The organism is Paenibacillus sp. MZ03-122A (genome assembly GCF_024213325.1).
GTDB lineage: Bacteria > Bacillota > Bacilli > Paenibacillales > Paenibacillaceae > Paenibacillus > Paenibacillus polymyxa_B.
This window is the reverse complement of sequence record NZ_JANAVI010000003.1, coordinates 98,308-116,507: the sequence shown is the minus strand read 5'-3', so window position 1 is coordinate 116,507 and position 18,200 is coordinate 98,308. Positions and strand designations below refer to the sequence as shown.

The following is an 18,200-nucleotide window of genomic DNA, read 5'->3' as shown; positions in this document are numbered from 1 at the left end:
CTCAGGCGGGCATCAGCTTCAGAATGGTATCAATAATAATGCTGATAATCGGGATTGCAAGCACCATAATGAGTACCTTTCCGGTAAGCTCAATTTTGGAAGCAATCCCGTCTTGTCCTGCATCCCGAACGATTTGCGCTCCAAATTCAGCAATATAAGCGATACCGATTATTTTCAATACGGTTTTAAAATAGATCATATCCATGCCTGAAGACCGAGCCAGTCGCTCCAGTACAGCAACCACAGATCCGATCTTGCCAATCAGCAGCAAAAAAATGACGATTCCCGCAGCTGTTGCAATCAAAAAGGCAAACATCGGCTTCTGTTCCTTAATGACTAAAATGAGGACTGTGGCAATGAGGGCGAAGCCCACAACCTGAATGATTTCCATGTGTCCACCTACTGAAAAAGAAAGATAGATTTGATCTCTTGCAGAAGGTTATCCAGCATTCGCACCACCATGAACAGGACCACGACGAAACCGATGACCGTTACCCAGTGGGCCATGTCTTCTTTGCCCATTTGCTTTAATACGGTATGAATCATAGCGATAATAATGCCAATTCCGGCAATCTGGAAAATCGCGTTCACTTCTAAATTCATTCGAGCACCCCGCTAATAGATCAAAATGACGATCAATGCTCCGATCAGCAGTCCCAGGCTCCTGCTCATACGCTCGTACCTCACCTGATCTGCCTGCGCCTGCGCTTCCTCATGGGATAACTGCTGGATGGTCAGCGCAATGTGCTTGATCTGGTCTTCACGGTCGCTGGTTCCAAGACTGTAAGCAAGCTGCCGCATCGCTTCCTTCTCGGCTTGCTTCATAGAGGAACGGCTCCACGAGTCTTCAATGGCTTTATGCAAGCTTTCTCTGGCAGTCAGGCCAAAAGAGGGGTGCATCCAGCGTGAGGCTTGCTGAAACAGAGTGCGCAGCGGCTCTCGCAAGGGCTCTCCTGTCTTGGCGAAAGCATCTGGTAGCGGAGACACCCCGTAGGAAACCTCGGTGGTCAGTCTTTGCAGCGCAAGAATCAACTCCCTGATTTGCCGCGGCCTCATCGCAAACTGCCTTGCCCGCTGCCAGCCTGCCAGCGTAGCGGCCAGTATAACCAAGGCGGCACCAAGCAACTTAAGCATAGAAGATGCCCCCATTTTGCCCTTCTCCAGGCAGTGTAATCCTGCGTTGTTTGGCATCTGCCAACCGGAATGAGACGCCCCGGCTCGTCCGCTCCAGCATGACGTAGAGTTGAAACAGCTCTTGCCCTGTAGTTAATCCAGCAAAAGCAGGCCGGGTCGCCATTTCAGCCACATCGCGACCATGTGCGGAAGCAATGACTGCAATGCCTGCATGAAGCGCTTCGCGCACCGCCTCCGCATCTTCCGGTCGTCCGATTTCATCAACAATGAGGACATCCGGTGACATCGAGCGGATCATCATCATCATGCCTTCTGCTTTCGGACATCCGTCCAATACATCGGTGCGAGGTCCGACATCAAAACCGGGGATACCTTTGTGACTGCCAGCGATCTCAGAGCGTTCGTCTATAATGCCTACCTTGAGTCCATTCCGTCGCCCCCCATTGCTTTCCATCCCTCCGTAACTGAGTTGCCGAGCCAAGTCCCTAAGCAGTGTCGTTTTGCCATGCTGAGGAGGGGACAAAATGAGGGTGTGCCGGATTTTCCCGGACATTCGATCTGCTACATAAGGCAATATCCGATCAGCTATGCCGGGAATTGCACGAGCAATTCTTACATTAAAGCTGCTTATATCCCTCAAATGTTCCACTCGTCCTCGGTTGAGCACGGTTCTCCCTGCCAAGCCAATACGATGACCGCCAGGGATCGTAATAAACCCTTTACGAAGCTCCTCTTCCATGGTATACAGGGAATGATTGCTGATAAAATCCAGCAGTCGGTGGGCATCCTCACGGTCAGGCTTATAAGCTTCCACATGGTTCAAAGTCAGCCGACCCGCAGACGTTACAAAATGATGATCACCATTTGCATTAATTTCCAACGGCCTTCCTTCCCTGACCCGTATTTCTTCCAGTTGCTTAAATACCGTTTCCGGAAGCCTTCCGAGTATACCGTGCAACGGTTCGGGAAATAACTCCAGCCATTCCATACCGATGCCGCCCCCTCACAGTTGTCCTTTTTCTTTAAGACAAGTCTATGGTTGACTCTCGCTTTTTATGCCGAAAATATATTGAAAACCTAGGCAAACTTTTGCTAACTCCTATCAACGCTCAACAGACCTTTCCCCCGCTTGTTAAAGCACCATTCTCTAATTCGCACAAATAAAAAAGGGCCTCTCAAAGCCTTGTCGGCTAAGGGATACCCTTGGGTAGAAAAGATAGATTCAGCAAAAAAGAGGCTGCCCCTCAGTTTAACTCTCACTGATGGAACAACCTCTTAACCTACTGCTGTATTCTATGATTTATCAAACTATAAATAGAGGATTTATAATGTATCAACCTTTACCTCTCATAGCATCGTTCACATTAGACATATTCATGTCTAGATCACGTTGCAGTTATTAACGACGGTCTTGCGGTCCACCCACAAACGCTTGCTCCTCGGTGTCCAGGTTATAAGCTGTATGCAACGCCTGAATAACCTCATGAAGCTTACCCGCTTCAATTACACACGATACTTTGATTTCAGATGTGCTTACCATTTTAATGCTAACGCCTTGCTCTGCCAGTACGGCAAACATTTGCGCAGCAACACCTGGATGGCTAACCATTCCTGCACCTACAATGGATACCTTCACCAGGTTTTCCTCAGACGTTACTTCACGGTACGGAAGCTCTCCACGAATACCTTCCAGCGTCTTCAGTGCTGCTTCACGATCCGTCAGAGCTACTGTAAAGGAGAAATCTGCTTTACCAGCTTCGACCCCGCTCTGTACAATAATGTCTACATCAATTTTAGCTGCCGCCAGTGTTCCGAATACTTTCGCCAGTACACCGGGGATATCGGCGACGCCCAAAATACTGATTCTTGCTACATTTTTATCATATGCAATCCCACTGACTACAACGCCCTGTTCCATTACTGCATCCTCCTTTACGACCGTTCCTTCATTATGGTTAAAACTGGATCGCACAATCAGCGGTACCCGGTTATGTTTGGCATATTCTACCGCTCGAGGATGCAATACAGCTGCACCCAGATTGGCTAATTCCAGCATTTCATCATAAGAAATTTCTTTTAGCTTACGAGCAACTTTCACGATCCGTGGATCTGTTGAATATATACCGTCCACATCCGTGTAAATTTCGCAGGCATCCGCTTGAATCGCCGCCGCCAGCGCAACGGCCGTCGTATCAGAGCCACCACGTCCCAGCGTCGTAATGTCTCCCTCTGCAGACATCCCTTGGAAACCAGCTACAACAACGATCTTGTTGCTGCTCAGTGCATCCAGCACACGCTGAGGTTGAATGTCCGTAATCCGTGCTCGACCAAAGTCAGATTCAGTACGGAAACCAGCCTGCCATCCCGTAAACGATACCGCTTCATGACCCAACTGCTGAATAGCCATCGACAATAAGGCGATTGAAATTTGCTCACCTGTCGTCATCAACATATCCAACTCACGTGCAGGCAACTGCTCATTCAACAATTTGGCCTGGTCAATCAGTTCGTCTGTCGTGTCTCCCATTGCGGAAACAACCACTACACATTGATGCCCTTCACTCTGTTTCTCAACAACGCGTTTTGCCACGCGCTTCATGCGCTCCGTGTCACCGACGGAACTGCCTCCGAATTTCATGACATACAAAGACAACGATATTCACTCCCTCAGACTCAACAGTATGTAACCTTGAGATGGCACCAAACGACTGAACGTGACATCCTGCGGCATAACTTTAGTTCAGTATAATACGAAAGTGCTGTGTGGAGCCAATGTTTTTTAATATTAGTGCTTATAAAAATATCCCCTGTCCTTAACAAGGACAGAGGAAATCTAAAAGTTGCAAATTTTATGCGCGAGACATGTATTTGCCATCACGTGTATCAATCAACAATACGTCATCTTGGTTAATGAACAAAGGAACTTGAACATTCAAACCCGTTTCCAGTTTGGCATTTTTGGTAGCACCTGTAGCCGTATTACCTTTAATGCCTGGCTCTGTTTCGATTACTTTCAGTTCCACGCTTGTAGGCAGGTTAATACCCAGAATTTCGCCGTTATAGCTGACGATATTTACATTCATGTTTTCTTTCAGGAAGTTAAGCTCCCATTTCAGTTGATCGCTGGACAATGTGAATTGATCATATGTTTCATTATCCATGAATGTATGGTCGTCTGCACTAGCGTACAGATAAGATACACCACGATTTTCGATTTGTGCCCGACCGATCGTTTCACCCGCACGGAATGTACGTTCAACGGTGTTACCGTTACGCAAGTTTTTCAACTTGGAGCGTACGAATGCTGCACCTTTACCCGGTTTTACGTGTTGGAAATCCAGCACCGTAAAAATATCTCCGTCTACCTCGACGGTCAAACCTGTTTTAAAATCATTAACGTTAATCACTAAAATACCCCTCCTACAGGACTGTTATCGTTATTAAACGACTGTAAATTCTTTGCTCGAATGTGTTAATACTTTGATGCCGCTATCTGTAATAACGATATCATCCTCGATCCGTACACCGCCCAATCCAGGGACATAGATACCTGGCTCGACCGTTACCACCATACCCGGCTCCAGAATATCGTCACTCGCCTTCGACAGACGTGTAGATTCATGTACTTCAAGACCCAGACCATGACCTGTACTGTGCCCGAAATTGTCTCCATAGCCATGGCTCGCAATAATATCCCGGGTCAGTGCATCCGCTTCACGGCCTGTCATGCCCGGCTTAATATGTTCGAGTGCGTGAAGCTGCGCCTTAAGTACAATATCGTAGATTTCGCGCAACTGGGGCGCCAAATCCCCTTGTGTAGCCACTGTACGTGTCAAATCAGAGCAATAGCCATCCAGCAACGCACCAAAATCAAACGTAATCAGCTCGCCTGCTTGTACTAACTTAGCACTGGCTACGCCATGGGGCAATGCCGAACGAACCCCGGAAGCCACAATTGTGTCAAATGAAGAGGATGTAGCTCCCTGCTTGCGCATGAAGAATTCCATTTCCAGATCCAGCTCACGCTCGCTGACACCTGGCTTGATGTAAGGTAAAATGTGTGCAAATGTAGCATCTGCCAAATCCGCTGCCCGCTGCATCACTTCCAGCTCTTCTGCATCTTTGTACACTCTTAACTTCTCCACAATGCCCGACACCGGAACCAGTGAAATAGGTGACAAATCTTCGCTATAAGCTTTATGCGTCGCAACAGTTACAGCATCTTGCTCGAAGCCTGTTTCGCTGATCTGATGGGAAGACAGCAATTCTTTCACCGTTTCCATGACCTGTGCAGCGTGCTGCACCACCGTGAAGCCTTCGGCTTGTTCGGTCGCTTGCGTCATATAGCGAAAGTCAGTCAGCAAATAGCTATGGGATTCCGTAATCAGCACATAACCCGCCGAACCTGTGAAGCCTGTCAAATATCGACGATTGACAGGGCTAGTAATTAGCATAGCCCGCAGATTATGCTCGCCCAGCGCCTGCCGCAGCTTTAACACCCGGTCATTCTTCATCTTTCATTCCGCTCCCCTCTGTCAAATAACCAAATGCTATTTTAACACAGGGAATAGGCGCTTGAGAAGTTTTTGTTACGTTCAGCCCTCAGCTTTCTCAGGCTCGCGCTTTCTTTCATCCGTATACTCGACAGCAACAGTATATCCGATAAATAGTCCCCACAGCATAAACACACAAATTTCCGTATATAAGGAGTTCCATGTTAACCGATTAGGAGCATTCATCATCCCTAGCTTAGGACCTGTTAATACAAATAAAACAACCCACCAAATCAGGCCATATACAATTCCGGGTAAAGGACCCTTAAATCTGCGTAGCAACAGAGTGTACACCAGTGAAGCTACGACGGATAATGCAATAAAAAACAGTAGCCCTACCAGGTGCCCCGCCATGGTGTTCATAAACGAATGCTTGAAAAATGGCTCTGCGAGAAAGCCAGGCGCTACTACCGTAAAGTGCAACTTATAAAACAGCCAGCGCAGCAATCCCCAGAGCACACCCGCAAAAAAACCCAACTCAAGTGCAAAAGGAATGAGAGGCGTATGTATTTTGCCTGACTGCTGCCTGCCTCCACCACTGTCGTTATGATTACGTTGATCCTGAGATTCGCGAGACTGCTCCTGTTCATGGCCTATCTTGGGTATAGAGTAGGTTTCACTCATGTTGTTTAATCCCCTTTCAAGATGCAAACTTTTTTCATGGTAAAGACTATTGCAATGAAGATGCATGTACTTCCATCGGATTCTGCATTCCCATTTTGCTAGGTAGTATGCTCAAAAGGAGGATCGTTTAACAATGAACCGGAATGCAGAATAATAGCAGCTTACCAGTCAAGCGTTCGGACCCGTTTTTTGCATTGACAAAATTTCAATCCTCTATACATAATATAATGATGAAGATGATAATCATTATCATTTTCTAAAAAACATATATACGGGAGAATGCTTCTATGAAAAAGGGACTCATTGGCATTTTATTATTAATGGTTTTTACGCTCACTTTGGCAGGTTGCGGAGCAGCCGACAAAGCATCGGATAAAGATCAGGCACCCACGTCGGGTAGCAAACCGACTGACACAGCGACCGGTCCTGTGACGGTAAAGCATAATCGTGGTGAGATCACGCTCAACAAGCCCGCACAGCGTGTCGTAGTACTGGAATGGACATTTACAGAGGATTTGATTGCATTGGGCGTTCAGCCGGTTGGTAATGCTGACAATGCCAACTACAAGGTGTATGTGACACCGGAGGCGGCTCTGGACAGCAGCGTGGTCGATGTCGGTACGCGTAACGAGCCGAACCTGGAGGCGATTGCTGCATTGAAGCCGGATCTAATCATTTCCAATGTTGATGGGAATGAAGCTATCTATGATCAACTCAAGGCCATCGCTCCAACGATCGAATATAATCTAAACGATGGTAACGGCTACGATCATGATAAAATGGTAGAAATTTTTAATAGCATCGCAGTCGCTCTTGGAAAAGAAGACAAAGCTAAGCAGGTGCTTGCCGAACTGGATCAGCATTATGCTGAAGCCAAAGAAAAGCTCGCCGCTGCTGGCAAGTCGGATTATCATTATATACTGACACAGGCTTTCACTTCGCAAAATGCGGCCAGCCTCCGTATGTTTTCGGATAATTCAGTCGTCGTGGCAACACTGGCGAAGATCGGTATGATTAATGATTGGAAACCGAGCAAAGTTGAACAGTATGGCTTTTCAACTGTAGGCATTGAAGCTCTGTCTGCCGTTCAGGATAGCAACTTTATCTATATTGTGCAGCCGGACGATAATGTTTTCGGCGCACCCATGAAAAATAATTCAGTCTGGAACGGTCTGAATTTCGTTAAAGAAAAACGTACCTATTCACTGAGCGGTACGACATGGACATTTGGCGGTCCTCTCTCATCAAAAGGGCTGGTTGACCAGGTAGTCGGGGCGATTACAAAATAAGTTGTTTCCAAATATTCATTCGGTTTTATAATGATTAGCATTTATGTGAGCAGTCTGACGCTCCATAAATGCTTTTTTTATAAGCCTGTGGTTACACCAGTTTCAACTAACTAGATATTCCCTTCCAAATTCGATACAATATACAAAAAAGCATGTATTAAGAGAGGTGAGACGGTTGTCACAAGCATCCAAGCCTGTGAGCTACGGCGGTCAGGCAGTCATTGAAGGTGTCATGTTCGGCGGCAAGCGTGTCAATGTCACGGCAGTTCGCCGCAAGACTGGCGAAATCACATATTTGGAAGTACCACGCAAGGAGCAATCCTGGGTATCCAAATTCCGCAGAATTCCTTTATTGCGGGGGATTGTAAGCATCATCGACTCCAGCGCCAAAGGTACCAAGCATTTAAACTATTCAGCCGATGCGTATGCTGATGATGAAGTAGATCCGGAAGAACGCGCTGAGCAAAAGAAAAAAGAAGAATCTCGCTGGAGTCTGAGTATGATGATCGGTGTGGCGGCGGTCGGTATTTTGTCATTCCTGTTTGGCAAAATTGTATTGACTCTCGTTCCGGTTATTGTAGAGAATTTCCTGTTCGGTAGCTTGTTTCACAGCCAAATTTTGCATAACCTCGCAGAAGGAGCTATTAAGCTGATTCTGTTACTGGCTTATTTGTGGGGTATTTCCCAAACTCCGTTAATTAAACGATTGTTTCAATATCATGGTGCAGAGCATAAAGTAATTACTGCATTCGAAGCTGGGGAAGAACTAACTCCGGCCAATGTACAGAAATACAGTCGTCTACATTACCGCTGTGGTAGTAGCTTTATTATGCTGACTGTGATCATCGGGGTGCTTGTCTATTCCTTATTTACCTACGATAGTCTGTGGGAACGTATGGGACAACGGCTTTTACTACTTCCGATCGTACTGGGGCTTTCTTTTGAATTCCTCAAGCTAACCAATGCCCTTCGTGAAATTCCGCTACTTCGTTATTTAGGTTACCCTGGTCTGTGGTTGCAACTACTTACCACCAAAGAACCGACTGATGATCAAGTGGAGGTATCTATTGCCTCATTTAAGCGTATGCTTGAATTGGATGCTGAGTTGGAAAATGTACCTGTAAAGGAGACCTTCAACAGTCCGGTCCTTGATCCTGTGAAAGGATGAGTGAATAATGAACAGACATGCCGTTATTTTCTGGCTTACCCTTGCTTTGGGTGCATATGGGATTGTGGATATGCTATGGAGAGGAAGCTGGGGCTTTCTCATGAGTTTACTAATTCCCGTCCTTGTTTTTGCAGTTATATTTCTGCTATACAAATACCTGCCAGGACAACGTAATCGTACTCCCAAAATTAAACCCTCTGTGCGTACCATGGCCAAAACAACCAACGCACGTAAGCAGCAGACTACAGGCAAGCGCAAAGCTTATCCTTTTCATGTGATTGAAGGTTCTAAGGGAAAGAATGAAGAAGAACAACCTAAATATCATTAATGATAATCACATCCTTTAAAATGTAGCACAAAGGAGCCATCACCCGCGTATTCAAATATGACCGGGAAGAGGCTCCTTTTTTACACCCTTTTAAATTAACTTTAACTGCGAGTTAGTGTTTATTTCATAGCGTACATGGTATCCTTCATCAATTGATACTTGCTATACTGCTGCTGGTAAGAAGTGATGCTCCATTTGTGGAAAAAAGCATCCCCTGCCTGCACACCGGAAGCATACAACAAATCACTTTGCTCTGTAGAAATATTAAATTGTGCAGTGCGGATACCCAATGTTGGAATTTTAATCGTCCGATACCGATTCTCCTGCTCAATATATCGTTCATCGTGTGCTGATAGCATGGTATCAAAAATAGCCTGCAGCATGGTCAATGGACCCCGTATATAAGAAACTTTGGTCTCCGTACCCGTTTTGCCCACCATTTGAAACCCTACCGTTGGAATCGTTTTGGCCTCACGTTCATTTACAGGCTCATCAAAAAGCCACAAAGGCAAATTGCTTAGTAAAGCCCCATCAACTACAAATACAAATTGCTGAGAAAAAGTCTTTCCCTTGGCAAGTGCAGAATCAAGCCTTAACATAACAGGATCAAAAAAATAAGGGATGCTTGTGCTCATCCGAATGGCTTTAGCTACCTCCAGTGAAGAGGGATTGATACCAAAACGTTTGATATCCTCAGGAAGCACTAGAATGCGTCCATTCGTAATATCTGATGCAATAATGCGCAATTTACCAGGAGGTAAATCCGCGAACGTACGCACTCCCTTAGCTCGTAACAGCTCACGTACCCAGTGCTCCAGTGCCTCCCCTGAGTAGAGCCCTTTTTTAAGAAAGATACGAGCTGCTGGTCCAACCCACTTAATATTGAACACTGGAGAACGTCGTAACAACTTGACCAAGGGGGTTTTCTCAATTACGGCTTTCATTTCATCCGCAGAGTATCCCGCCGCCAATAAAGCAGCTACAATAGAACCTGATGATGTACCTGCCAAACGATTGAATACAATTCCATGCTCCTCCGCAGCCTTAACTGCACCCGCCAGCGAAATTCCCTTAACCCCTCCACCCTGGAACACAGCATTGATCAGCATAGATCAAAAAACCTCCGTTCTCTTGGGAGTAAGCAGTTCTACTGCTTATGTATGAGAACGGAGGCCCAAATAGAACCTATATGATCCAATTTATATCACATTTGATAATAATTTTGAAGAAGCTGAATGAGTCCGTATGGATTTTTACGCAAATGCTGTGCACTAAAGTAAATATCACCTCTGACCTGTTTATAATTTTCGTTCAGTTCAAGCTGCTTAATTAGCTCTTGAGCCGTTTGCCAACCCTTTTCAGGGGTGCCGATCTTATACGGAGAATGACCGATATACAGCTTAACATCTGTGTTTTTGACCTCATTGGACCACCATGCGACAAGCTTGTCATATCCCGCCGCCGGGAAACCGATACTCCAGTAAATTTGTGGAGCTACATAATCAATCCATTCTTTGTTAATCCAGGTTCTTACATCCGCAAACGTCGTATCGTACGCTGTAACGCCTGCCTTCGTGTCTGAACCCGTTAAATCCTGAGATTTGTTACGCCATACCCCAAAAGGACTAATTCCAAATTGAACTTTAGACTTGCTGCCATGAATACTTTTGCCCAAATCGCGGACAAAACTGTTCACATTATCTCTCCGCCAGTCGCCCTTGTTAGAGATTTTGTTGGCATTATATGCTCTGAAGGTTGCATCATCATCAAAAGTCCCGCTGTAAGGATAAAAATAATCGTCCAAATGGACGCCGTCAATATCATATCCGTTCACGACCTCCATAATCGCCGCAATGACATGCTGACGTGCAGCCGGAATTCCTGGATTGATGTACAATTGGCTACCATTCTTAACAATCCAGTCCGGGTGTTGATTAGCCACATGGTTTGCAGCCAAACCGCTGGTTGTTCCTGTAGAATTCGCACGGAATGGATTAAACCAAGCATGAAATTCCATCCCTCGCTTATGCGATTCGCTAATCATAAATTTCAAGGGATCATAGCCTGGATTTTTACCTTGGGTGTTGGTCAAATACTTGCTCCACGGTACGAGACTCGACGGATAGAGCGCATCACCGCTGGCACGAACCTGAACAAATACCGCATTGATGCCCATCCCCTGCAAATCATCGAGCATTTTAGTAAACTCCTGCTTTTGCTTATCGGAGCTGCTTCGGGCAGCGGAAGAAGGCCAATCTCCATTAATGGTAGAAATCCATGCTCCACGCATGGAAGTTGAAGCCTTTACCTGAACAACATTTGCCTGCGAAGAACTTGAACCCTCCTCACTAGTAGACGTTGACGGTGAAGTGACAACCGCCTGCTCATCATCGATAGCTCCCTGATCTGTACTTACCCTGTCCTGATTGCTAGATGCAGACGTATCTGATATGGAGCCGCTGCTTCCCGCAGAAGTGTTCCCGCCAGTAGAGACACCTTCCTTACCACTGCTTAACGTAATGACTCGCTCTGAAGCTTGCCAATCCACTTTTAATCCCAACTCTTCCCCAACAAAACGCAGTGGCACCATAACTCTCCCGCTTGTCATACGGGCAGATGCATCCAGTCGAACTGACTTGCCATTCACCGTAGCGCTTTGTGCACCGTTCTCCATAGATATATTTTTGTTCTGTGCTGTAATCGTTACCGTACCGGACGATCCCGACCAGTTGACCTGAGCGCCCAATCCCTCACTAATCACTCGCAAAGGAACCATCGTAACATTGGATCCCTGTACAATATACGGTGACGCGTCACTTTGCAGGGACTGTCCGTCCAATATAATTTGAATATCACCAGTTGGAGCTGCTTGAACACCAGGAACGATGGCAGTCTGCACTGCTAAGAGTAGACCTGCAGCCAACGCCACTATTTTCTTTCGATTCATTTTATTACAATCCTCCGCTAACCCTGTTAATTTTAACCCCTATCTTGTCCTGCTATATAATGGATAGACGCTGATAACCGGATATTTGTTGCGGTCGGAACAAATAAAAAAGCATCGTCCGTAAGGACAGATGCTTTTAGGAATCTCCACTCAATTCCTTGTGTATGTCATGAAGCTGGCGCAAGCGATCTTCATCCCGGCGAAAATATTCGACCAATGTTTCGATACGGGTGATGGAATCCCAGCTCAGATGATGCTCAATACCTTCCACATCTTTATATATCAGGTCCTTGTCAACCCCAATCATATCCAGAAATTGCTCTAATAACTGATGGCGATCAACCAACCGTTTTCCGACCTTTTTCCCTTTCGGTGTCAAAATCAGTCCCCGATACTTCTCATATACAAGATAATCGTCCTTATCCAACTTCTGAATCATTTTGGTGACAGACGAAGGATGCACCTCTAACCCCTCTGCGATATCCGAGACACGAGCATAGCCCTTCTCATCAATCAGTTGGTAAATGCGTTCCAAATAATCTTCCATGCTTGGCGTTGGCACTTGTTTCCCTCTTTTCTGTTATTGAACGGGCGCTTACCGCCTTCATTTCCTGCGTTAAACCTACTATGTAATGATACATGTTATCATTGCCCATTGGCAAGTCTCATCCCTTCACTCACAGCTATTGCCACGATTTGTTCAATTTAAGCCGGGCACACTAATATCGTCGTCCTGTATCGTTTATTTCTGCGGCAAAATGTTAAAGTTGGACACCAGAGCACTGTGGATTTATTTCGAAAGGAGCGTTAGCCATGTCTACGCTTGAGCGTACTCCTGTCCAAACCAGAGGAACCAAGCCATTTATGCCTGATCTGGTGTTTTTTGAGCCAGACGCACTGAATTATCCCAAGGGCCAGCGTATTATGGATTGGGTTAAAGCCAAGGATATTCCGTATCGGATGACTACCTCTCACAACCGAATTACCAATTTACCAGGTGAAACTGAAGTTGAAAAGTACCGAATGGCAAAAAAAACTTTGGTAGTCGGTATCCGTAAAACGTTGACTTTTGACCAATCCAAGCCCTCTGCCGAATACGCTATCCCCATTTCGACTGGTTGCATGGGGCACTGTCACTACTGTTATTTACAAACAACCTTGGGAGCAAAACCGTATATTCGTGTATATGTCAACACTGACGATATCTTATCAGCAGCTAAAGCTTATATCGAGGAGCGAGCGCCTGAAATTACCCGTTTTGAAGCAGCTTGTACCTCCGATCCGGTTGGTTTGGAGCATATCACCGGAACGCTTGGAGACTTGATTCGTTTCATGGCAGATGAGGAATTTGGTCGTCTGCGTTTTGTTACTAAATATCATCATGTTGATCCATTGCTGGATATTAAACATAATGGTCATACTCGCATCCGCTTTAGCATTAATTCCGATTATGTAATTAAACAGTTTGAACCTGCAACTTCACGCTTCGAGGAACGTATTGAAGCCGCGGGCAAAATCGCACGAGCCGGTTATCCACTGGGGTTCATCATTGCACCCATCATCTGGTATGACGGCTGGGAAGAAGGCTACGGCGAGTTGCTGCGCAAATTGGGAGAAACCTTACCCGAGCATGCTACAAAAGATTTGACGTTCGAATTAATTCAGCATCGCTTCACCAAAACATCCAAAGCTGTCATCGAGAAACGTTATCCGAAAACCAAGCTGGAGATGGACATAGAGAAACGCAAGAAAAAATGGGGCCGCTGGGGACAAAACAAATATGTTTATCCCGATGAACAGCAAAATGCACTACGAGAGTTTATCACAGAGCGCATTTTTGAACATTTCCCTTTAAGTCGTATTGAATATTTCACATAACTAGCATCCAATCTGGGGTAATCCGTTGTAAAAATAGCGTTACATCAGTCATATGATCCGTTACCAGTAAAATGCCAGTGATAACAAGTAGTATGCCACCTGTTTTGATTAGGATGGAGGTATAGCGAGAGGATAGTCGAACAGAGCCTGCCAGCAAAGCTAATACAAAAAATGGAATCGCAAAGCCAAGCGCATAGCCTGTAATCAGCTTGAACCAAATGTGATGCTCTACTGCCGCCAAAGCGATAATAGCTGTTAGCATGGGACCGATACAGGGCGACCAGCCTGCCGCAAACCCAATTCCGATCACAAAGGAACCGGCATACCCGGCAGGCTTCCATGTCCAGCGAAGCTTATGCTCCCTCATTAGAATCAAAGGACGCACCACACCAAGAGATACCAGTCCCATTAGTAAAATAAGTAACCCTGCTACCACTCTTAGCGTATCCCCATAATTGGCAAACCATTCTCCAAGCAACCCGACACTTGCACCCAGTGAATAGAAAACGACCGAAAAGCCCAGTACAAAAGCAAGTGTATGTCCCATCGTACGATAACGAATCTCGGCCTTGTGCCGTCCTTCAGCCAGTTCACGCGCAGACATCCCTGTCATATACGATAAATAAGATGGATACAGCGGTAAACAACACGGTGAAAAAAAAGAAACCAGTCCGGCTACGATCGCCAACCCGGCGTTGATATTTGTCATCATATCCCCTCCCACCTGTCTTAAGTGAACACGAACAAACAAGCCCTGCCTACTAAAACATACGTATAGCGGGAGCAAAATATGATGCAAGCCAAAAAGCGCATGCCCAGGAAGAATGATTCCCGGACATACGCTCATTACGTTCTTTTATTTTTACATAGCGTACTACTTTACAACTGCACCATTCGGCATACCTTCCGGTACGGTGGCCAGCATAAGCTGATCTCCATGTGATGCTGCCAAAATCATACCTTGCGACAGCTCTCCCCGAAGTTTTACTGGCTTAAGATTGGTCACACAGATCACCTTGCGTCCAATGATATCTTCAGGCGTATAAAACTTCGCAATCCCTGATACTACTTGCCGCTGCTCATAACCAAGATCAAGTTGGAGCTTCAACAGTTTATCGGCCTTCTTCACAGGCTCGCAGGCGACGACCTGAGCAACGCGCAGTTCTACCTTGGCAAAATCCTCAATGCCAATCTCTTCCTTTGCCTCCGGCGCTTCCTGGCTCGCCTCAGATGCATTCTGCGGTTGAACTTGTGCTGTAGCTTCTTCCGGTTTCTTCCCCCCGGTCATTGCTTCCACGATAAAAGCAACCTCTTGCTCTGAATCCAGACGCGGAAAGATCGGATTACCTTTGACCAGCTGCGTTCCTTCCGGAATACGACCAAACTGCTTGCCGCTATCCCATGTAGTCAGCTCACCTTGGCTAATACCGAGCTGTTCCCAAATTTTATGAGGAGCACGGGTTAAGAATGGCTGGAGTAAGATGGAAGCGATGCGCAAGCTTTCTACCAAATGCAACATAACAGATGACAATTCGCGACGTTTTCCCTCATCCTTAGCCAAGTTCCATGGTTGCGTCTCGTCAATATACTTGTTGCTGCGGCTAATAAATTGGCTAATCGCCGTTAATGCCACGGAAAACTCCATGTTTTCCATGGCTTCTTCTACTTTGCTATAAGTCGATGTTGCCATGTCTTCCAAAGCTCCGTCGAATGCTGTTACATTCGCTTCATAAGCCGGAACCTTGCCATCAAGATATTTATCTACCATCGCCACGGTACGATTCAATAAGTTGCCCAGATCATTTGCCAAATCCGAATTAACTCGATCTACAAAACTTTCTGGTGTAAATGTTCCGTCTGCCCCAAAAGGCACCTCGCGCAGTAAGTAGTAACGAAGTTGGTCCAGACCATAACGGTCAATCAACGTCACCGGGTCTACAACATTGCCTTTAGATTTCGACATTTTACCGTCTTTCATGAGCAGCCAACCATGTGCAAATACTTTTTTAGGCAACGGAAGATCCAGCGCCATCAGCATGATCGGCCAATATATCGTGTGGAACCTTACAATCTCTTTACCTACGATATGCACATTTGCAGGCCAGAATTTATCATACAACTCGGTATTGGAAGAGCCATAACCCAAGGCTGTGATATAGTTGGAAAGTGCGTCAATCCAAACATACACGACATGCTTCGGATCCCCCTTCACCTTAATGCCCCAATCGAAGGTAGTACGTGAAACAGCCAAATCCTCCAGACCCGGCTTGATGAAGTTATTGATCATCTCTTTTTTACGTGATTCCGGCTGGATAAACTGTGGGTTCTCTTCATAAAATTGCAGCAACCGATCAGCATACTTGCTCATACGGAAAAAGTAACACTCTTCCTTGACCAGTTCTACAGGGTGTCCACTATCCGGGCTTTTTCCTCCAGCCACATTGCCTTCGGCGTCCTTCACCACGTCAACCAGCTGAGTTTCTGTGTAGTACGTCTCGTCAGGGATGCTGTACCAGCCTTCGTATTCTCCCTTGTAAATATCGCCTTGCTTCAGCAAACGATCAAAAATTTCCTGTACGACAGCCTTATGACGTTCCTCCGTAGTACGGATAAAATCGTCATTGGAAATGTCGAGCTTCCGCCACAGTTCTTGAATACCTGCCACAATATCATCTACGAAACGTTGCGGCGTTTTGCCTGCTGCACTCGCTTTCTGCTCAATCTTCTGACCATGCTCATCCGTTCCTGTCAAATAGCGCACTTCATAACCACGTAGCCGCTTGTAACGGGCCATTGCATCTCCCGCAACCGTCGTGTAAGCATGACCTATATGTAGCTTGTCGCTCGGATAATAGATCGGTGTCGTAATGTAAAATGTGTTCTCATTGGACATGTGTGTTGCCTCCTGTTTTGTTCACGGCAGCTCGATAAGATCTGCTGACATGATGGTACTCCAATTCATGAATTTGGCACAAATTGGGCACAAAAAAGACCCCCGCCCCTATGGGACGAGAGTCACCTCACGCGTTACCACCCAATTTTCCTGTATCCTCGCAGACTACAGGCTTCACCGGTCACATCTGACCGCCCATTAACGCTGGAACACGCCTCCCCCTTACGCTTGCCTCCCAAGCACTAATAACTGTGGCAAATACGCTCGAAAAAGGTTCCTCCAGGACCATATTCAGGCTTCGCTCCAGACCGGTTTGCAGCTACCCCGGCTCTCTGTACTGGACGGTTTACCCTACTCATCCCTTCGCAGGAAAACAATATTAACCAAAATATAACCAAATCCGCATAGCGCTGTCAAGTCAGACCCTTCTTGGAGTGGGTAGCCAAACGATCTTCGCTAGACCTATCTGTTCCCTTTTTTGCAGGAGGAACCAAATCTACGCCACCCGGATGAAAGGGATGGCACTTGGCTATACGCTTAGCAGCAAGCCATGAACCTTTGAGCGCACCATGCACTTCTACCGCCTCCAACGCGTACGCCGAACACGTTGGATAGAACCGGCAGGTAGCCGGCTTTAACGGTGAAATATAGGAACGATAAAACTTAATCGGAGCCTGTACCACTCTGCGTGTGGTGATTTTCATTTCAGTAGCCCCCGTGGCTGTGAGTGTGACTGCTCGTCTGTCTGAATCCCCCATCCGAATTACTGTCAGTATGCCCATTCTTCTGTTGACAATCTTTGCAATAACCAAAAATTTCAAACTTGTGCTCGACGATTTGGAATTGATCCGTTGTATCTGTCATTTGCATTGGGCAAAAAGAAATCGGTAATGTTTTCTGACAGCTCAAGCAAATCATATGGTGATGGTGATGATGCTCATTACAGCTCACCTTAAACTTCATTCCATCCTCAAAAGATACCTGTTCCAACACACCCAATTCCTGCATTACACGCAGATTACGATAAACCGTATCAAAGCTAAGTCCACTGTACTTCTTACCCATATATTCATAAACGTCTTTGGGGGACAGATACCCTTCATTCTCGGAAAATAACGTGGCCAACGTCTTGCGCTGATCTGTAATACGCAGCCCCTGAGCGGACATTGTTGCAATAATCTCATCCTTTGTCAGCATGCGTTTCACCCTCCCCTGTCTGTAGTTTCAGGTTTTCTGATGCAGGCTTAGGCTTGCATCTATTTATTATACCACGATTAAAGTCAATATTATAAGAGATATTCGTATCTATACATAAGAAAAAGACGCTCTCCGGCGCTACGATTAAATTCGCAGCAGGAGAACGCCTATATTCTGCAAGTGACATCG

19 protein-coding genes are annotated in these 18,200 nt (G+C 46.1%); 4 read left to right on the top strand and 15 right to left on the bottom strand.

The window, feature by feature from the left end; all coding sequences use genetic code 11:
- Position 1: 1 nt before the first annotated feature.
- From spoIIIAD to NLX74_RS07615, 8 genes are all read right to left on the bottom strand, one after another.
- Positions 2-391, bottom strand: coding sequence for a stage III sporulation protein AD (gene spoIIIAD / locus NLX74_RS07650; RefSeq protein WP_013310826.1), 390 nt, complete (start codon positions 389-391; stop codon positions 2-4).
- Positions 392-399: 8 nt separating this feature from the next.
- Positions 400-603 (bottom strand): stage III sporulation protein AC, encoded by a 204-nt coding sequence (gene spoIIIAC / locus NLX74_RS07645; protein WP_010345636.1) that lies wholly within the window; start codon positions 601-603, stop codon positions 400-402.
- A 12-nt stretch (positions 604-615) separates the two neighbouring features.
- Positions 616-1,134, bottom strand: coding sequence for a stage III sporulation protein SpoIIIAB (spoIIIAB, locus tag NLX74_RS07640; protein ID WP_029517252.1), 519 nt, complete (start codon positions 1,132-1,134; stop codon positions 616-618).
- Positions 1,127-2,122, bottom strand: a complete 996-nt coding sequence (gene spoIIIAA, locus NLX74_RS07635; protein WP_254328379.1) for a stage III sporulation protein AA — start codon at positions 2,120-2,122, stop codon at positions 1,127-1,129. The genes spoIIIAB and spoIIIAA overlap by 8 nt, the downstream gene beginning before the upstream one ends.
- A gap of 411 nt (positions 2,123-2,533) precedes the next feature.
- A complete protein-coding gene (locus tag NLX74_RS07630) occupies positions 2,534-3,787 on the bottom strand; it encodes an aspartate kinase (RefSeq protein WP_028540593.1) in 1,254 nt (417 codons plus the stop codon).
- 196 nt (positions 3,788-3,983) lie between these two features.
- Positions 3,984-4,541 (bottom strand): elongation factor P, encoded by a 558-nt coding sequence (gene efp / locus NLX74_RS07625; RefSeq protein ID WP_029517249.1) that lies wholly within the window; start codon positions 4,539-4,541, stop codon positions 3,984-3,986.
- Positions 4,542-4,574: 33 nt separating this feature from the next.
- Positions 4,575-5,648 carry a M24 family metallopeptidase gene (locus NLX74_RS07620; protein ID WP_061829060.1) on the bottom strand — a complete coding sequence of 358 codons (1,074 nt, stop codon included), beginning with the start codon at positions 5,646-5,648 and terminating at the stop codon, positions 4,575-4,577.
- An 81-nt stretch (positions 5,649-5,729) separates the two neighbouring features.
- Positions 5,730-6,311: a YqhR family membrane protein gene (locus NLX74_RS07615; protein ID WP_235309544.1), complete on the bottom strand. Its 582-nt coding sequence runs from the start codon at positions 6,309-6,311 to the stop codon at positions 5,730-5,732.
- 287 nt (positions 6,312-6,598) lie between these two features.
- On the opposite strand from NLX74_RS07615, the gene NLX74_RS07610 reads away from it, so the two are divergent.
- The 3 genes from NLX74_RS07610 (at position 6,599) to NLX74_RS07600 (ending at position 9,096) form a co-directional block, all read left to right on the top strand.
- Positions 6,599-7,600 carry an ABC transporter substrate-binding protein gene (locus NLX74_RS07610; RefSeq protein WP_235309543.1) on the top strand — a complete coding sequence of 334 codons (1,002 nt, stop codon included), beginning with the start codon at positions 6,599-6,601 and terminating at the stop codon, positions 7,598-7,600.
- Positions 7,601-7,775: 175 nt separating this feature from the next.
- Positions 7,776-8,768: a DUF1385 domain-containing protein gene (locus NLX74_RS07605; protein ID WP_235309542.1), complete on the top strand. Its 993-nt coding sequence runs from the start codon at positions 7,776-7,778 to the stop codon at positions 8,766-8,768.
- Between the two features lie 7 nt (positions 8,769-8,775).
- Positions 8,776-9,096, top strand: coding sequence for a hypothetical protein (locus NLX74_RS07600; protein WP_235309541.1), 321 nt, complete (start codon positions 8,776-8,778; stop codon positions 9,094-9,096).
- A gap of 119 nt (positions 9,097-9,215) precedes the next feature.
- On the opposite strand, the gene NLX74_RS07595 is transcribed toward NLX74_RS07600, so the two are convergent.
- The 3 genes from NLX74_RS07595 to mntR form a co-directional block, all read right to left on the bottom strand.
- Positions 9,216-10,205, bottom strand: a complete 990-nt coding sequence (locus tag NLX74_RS07595) for a patatin-like phospholipase family protein (protein ID WP_039270925.1) — start codon at positions 10,203-10,205, stop codon at positions 9,216-9,218.
- A 95-nt stretch (positions 10,206-10,300) separates the two neighbouring features.
- Complete coding sequence (locus tag NLX74_RS07590) at positions 10,301-12,043, bottom strand: family 10 glycosylhydrolase (RefSeq protein WP_254328378.1); 1,743 nt, start codon at positions 12,041-12,043, stop codon at positions 10,301-10,303.
- Between the two features lie 136 nt (positions 12,044-12,179).
- Positions 12,180-12,605, bottom strand: a complete 426-nt coding sequence (gene mntR, locus NLX74_RS07585; RefSeq protein WP_007430946.1) for a transcriptional regulator MntR — start codon at positions 12,603-12,605, stop codon at positions 12,180-12,182.
- Positions 12,606-12,856: 251 nt separating this feature from the next.
- Here mntR and splB point away from each other — a divergent pair, with 251 nt between their 5' ends.
- Positions 12,857-13,921, top strand: a complete 1,065-nt coding sequence (gene splB, locus NLX74_RS07580; protein ID WP_254328377.1) for a spore photoproduct lyase — start codon at positions 12,857-12,859, stop codon at positions 13,919-13,921.
- On the opposite strand, the gene NLX74_RS07575 is transcribed toward splB, so the two are convergent.
- The 4 genes from NLX74_RS07575 to NLX74_RS07560 all read right to left on the bottom strand — a co-directional run bounded on the left by NLX74_RS07575 (position 13,914) and on the right by NLX74_RS07560 (position 18,011).
- Positions 13,914-14,630, bottom strand: a complete 717-nt coding sequence (locus NLX74_RS07575) for a cytochrome c biogenesis CcdA family protein (RefSeq protein WP_254328376.1) — start codon at positions 14,628-14,630, stop codon at positions 13,914-13,916. The two genes, splB and NLX74_RS07575, sit on opposite strands and share 8 nt — an antisense overlap.
- Positions 14,631-14,795: 165 nt before the next feature.
- Positions 14,796-16,814: a methionine--tRNA ligase gene (gene metG, locus NLX74_RS07570; RefSeq protein ID WP_254328375.1), complete on the bottom strand. Its 2,019-nt coding sequence runs from the start codon at positions 16,812-16,814 to the stop codon at positions 14,796-14,798.
- 413 nt (positions 16,815-17,227) lie between these two features.
- Positions 17,228-17,518 (bottom strand): membrane protein insertion efficiency factor YidD, encoded by a 291-nt coding sequence (gene yidD / locus NLX74_RS07565; protein ID WP_061829057.1) that lies wholly within the window; start codon positions 17,516-17,518, stop codon positions 17,228-17,230.
- Between the two features lies 1 nt (position 17,519).
- A complete protein-coding gene (locus NLX74_RS07560) occupies positions 17,520-18,011 on the bottom strand; it encodes a Fur family transcriptional regulator (RefSeq protein ID WP_013310843.1) in 492 nt (163 codons plus the stop codon).
- Between the last annotated feature and the right edge of the window lie 189 nt (positions 18,012-18,200).

Excerpts from the sequence above, each read along its gene's own strand:
- spoIIIAA (WP_254328379.1), bottom strand. The coding sequence starts at position 2,122 with ATGGAATGGCTGGAGTTATTTCCCGAACCGTTGCACGGTATACTCGGA.
- NLX74_RS07590 (WP_254328378.1), bottom strand. The coding sequence starts at position 12,043 with ATGAATCGAAAGAAAATAGTGGCGTTGGCTGCAGGTCTACTCTTAGCA.
- splB (WP_254328377.1), top strand. The coding sequence starts at position 12,857 with ATGTCTACGCTTGAGCGTACTCCTGTCCAAACCAGAGGAACCAAGCCA.
- NLX74_RS07560 (WP_013310843.1), bottom strand. The coding sequence starts at position 18,011 with ATGCTGACAAAGGATGAGATTATTGCAACAATGTCCGCTCAGGGGCTG.
- metG (WP_254328375.1), bottom strand. The coding sequence starts at position 16,814 with ATGTCCAATGAGAACACATTTTACATTACGACACCGATCTATTATCCG.
- NLX74_RS07595 (WP_039270925.1), bottom strand. The coding sequence starts at position 10,205 with ATGCTGATCAATGCTGTGTTCCAGGGTGGAGGGGTTAAGGGAATTTCG.
- NLX74_RS07610 (WP_235309543.1), top strand. The coding sequence starts at position 6,599 with ATGAAAAAGGGACTCATTGGCATTTTATTATTAATGGTTTTTACGCTC.
- yidD (WP_061829057.1), bottom strand. The coding sequence starts at position 17,518 with ATGAAAATCACCACACGCAGAGTGGTACAGGCTCCGATTAAGTTTTAT.
- NLX74_RS07575 (WP_254328376.1), bottom strand. The coding sequence starts at position 14,630 with ATGACAAATATCAACGCCGGGTTGGCGATCGTAGCCGGACTGGTTTCT.
- spoIIIAD (WP_013310826.1), bottom strand. The coding sequence starts at position 391 with ATGGAAATCATTCAGGTTGTGGGCTTCGCCCTCATTGCCACAGTCCTC.
- spoIIIAC (WP_010345636.1), bottom strand. The coding sequence starts at position 603 with ATGAATTTAGAAGTGAACGCGATTTTCCAGATTGCCGGAATTGGCATT.
- spoIIIAB (WP_029517252.1), bottom strand. The coding sequence starts at position 1,134 with ATGCTTAAGTTGCTTGGTGCCGCCTTGGTTATACTGGCCGCTACGCTG.
- NLX74_RS07600 (WP_235309541.1), top strand. The coding sequence starts at position 8,776 with ATGAACAGACATGCCGTTATTTTCTGGCTTACCCTTGCTTTGGGTGCA.
- NLX74_RS07615 (WP_235309544.1), bottom strand. The coding sequence starts at position 6,311 with ATGAGTGAAACCTACTCTATACCCAAGATAGGCCATGAACAGGAGCAG.
- NLX74_RS07620 (WP_061829060.1), bottom strand. The coding sequence starts at position 5,648 with ATGAAGAATGACCGGGTGTTAAAGCTGCGGCAGGCGCTGGGCGAGCAT.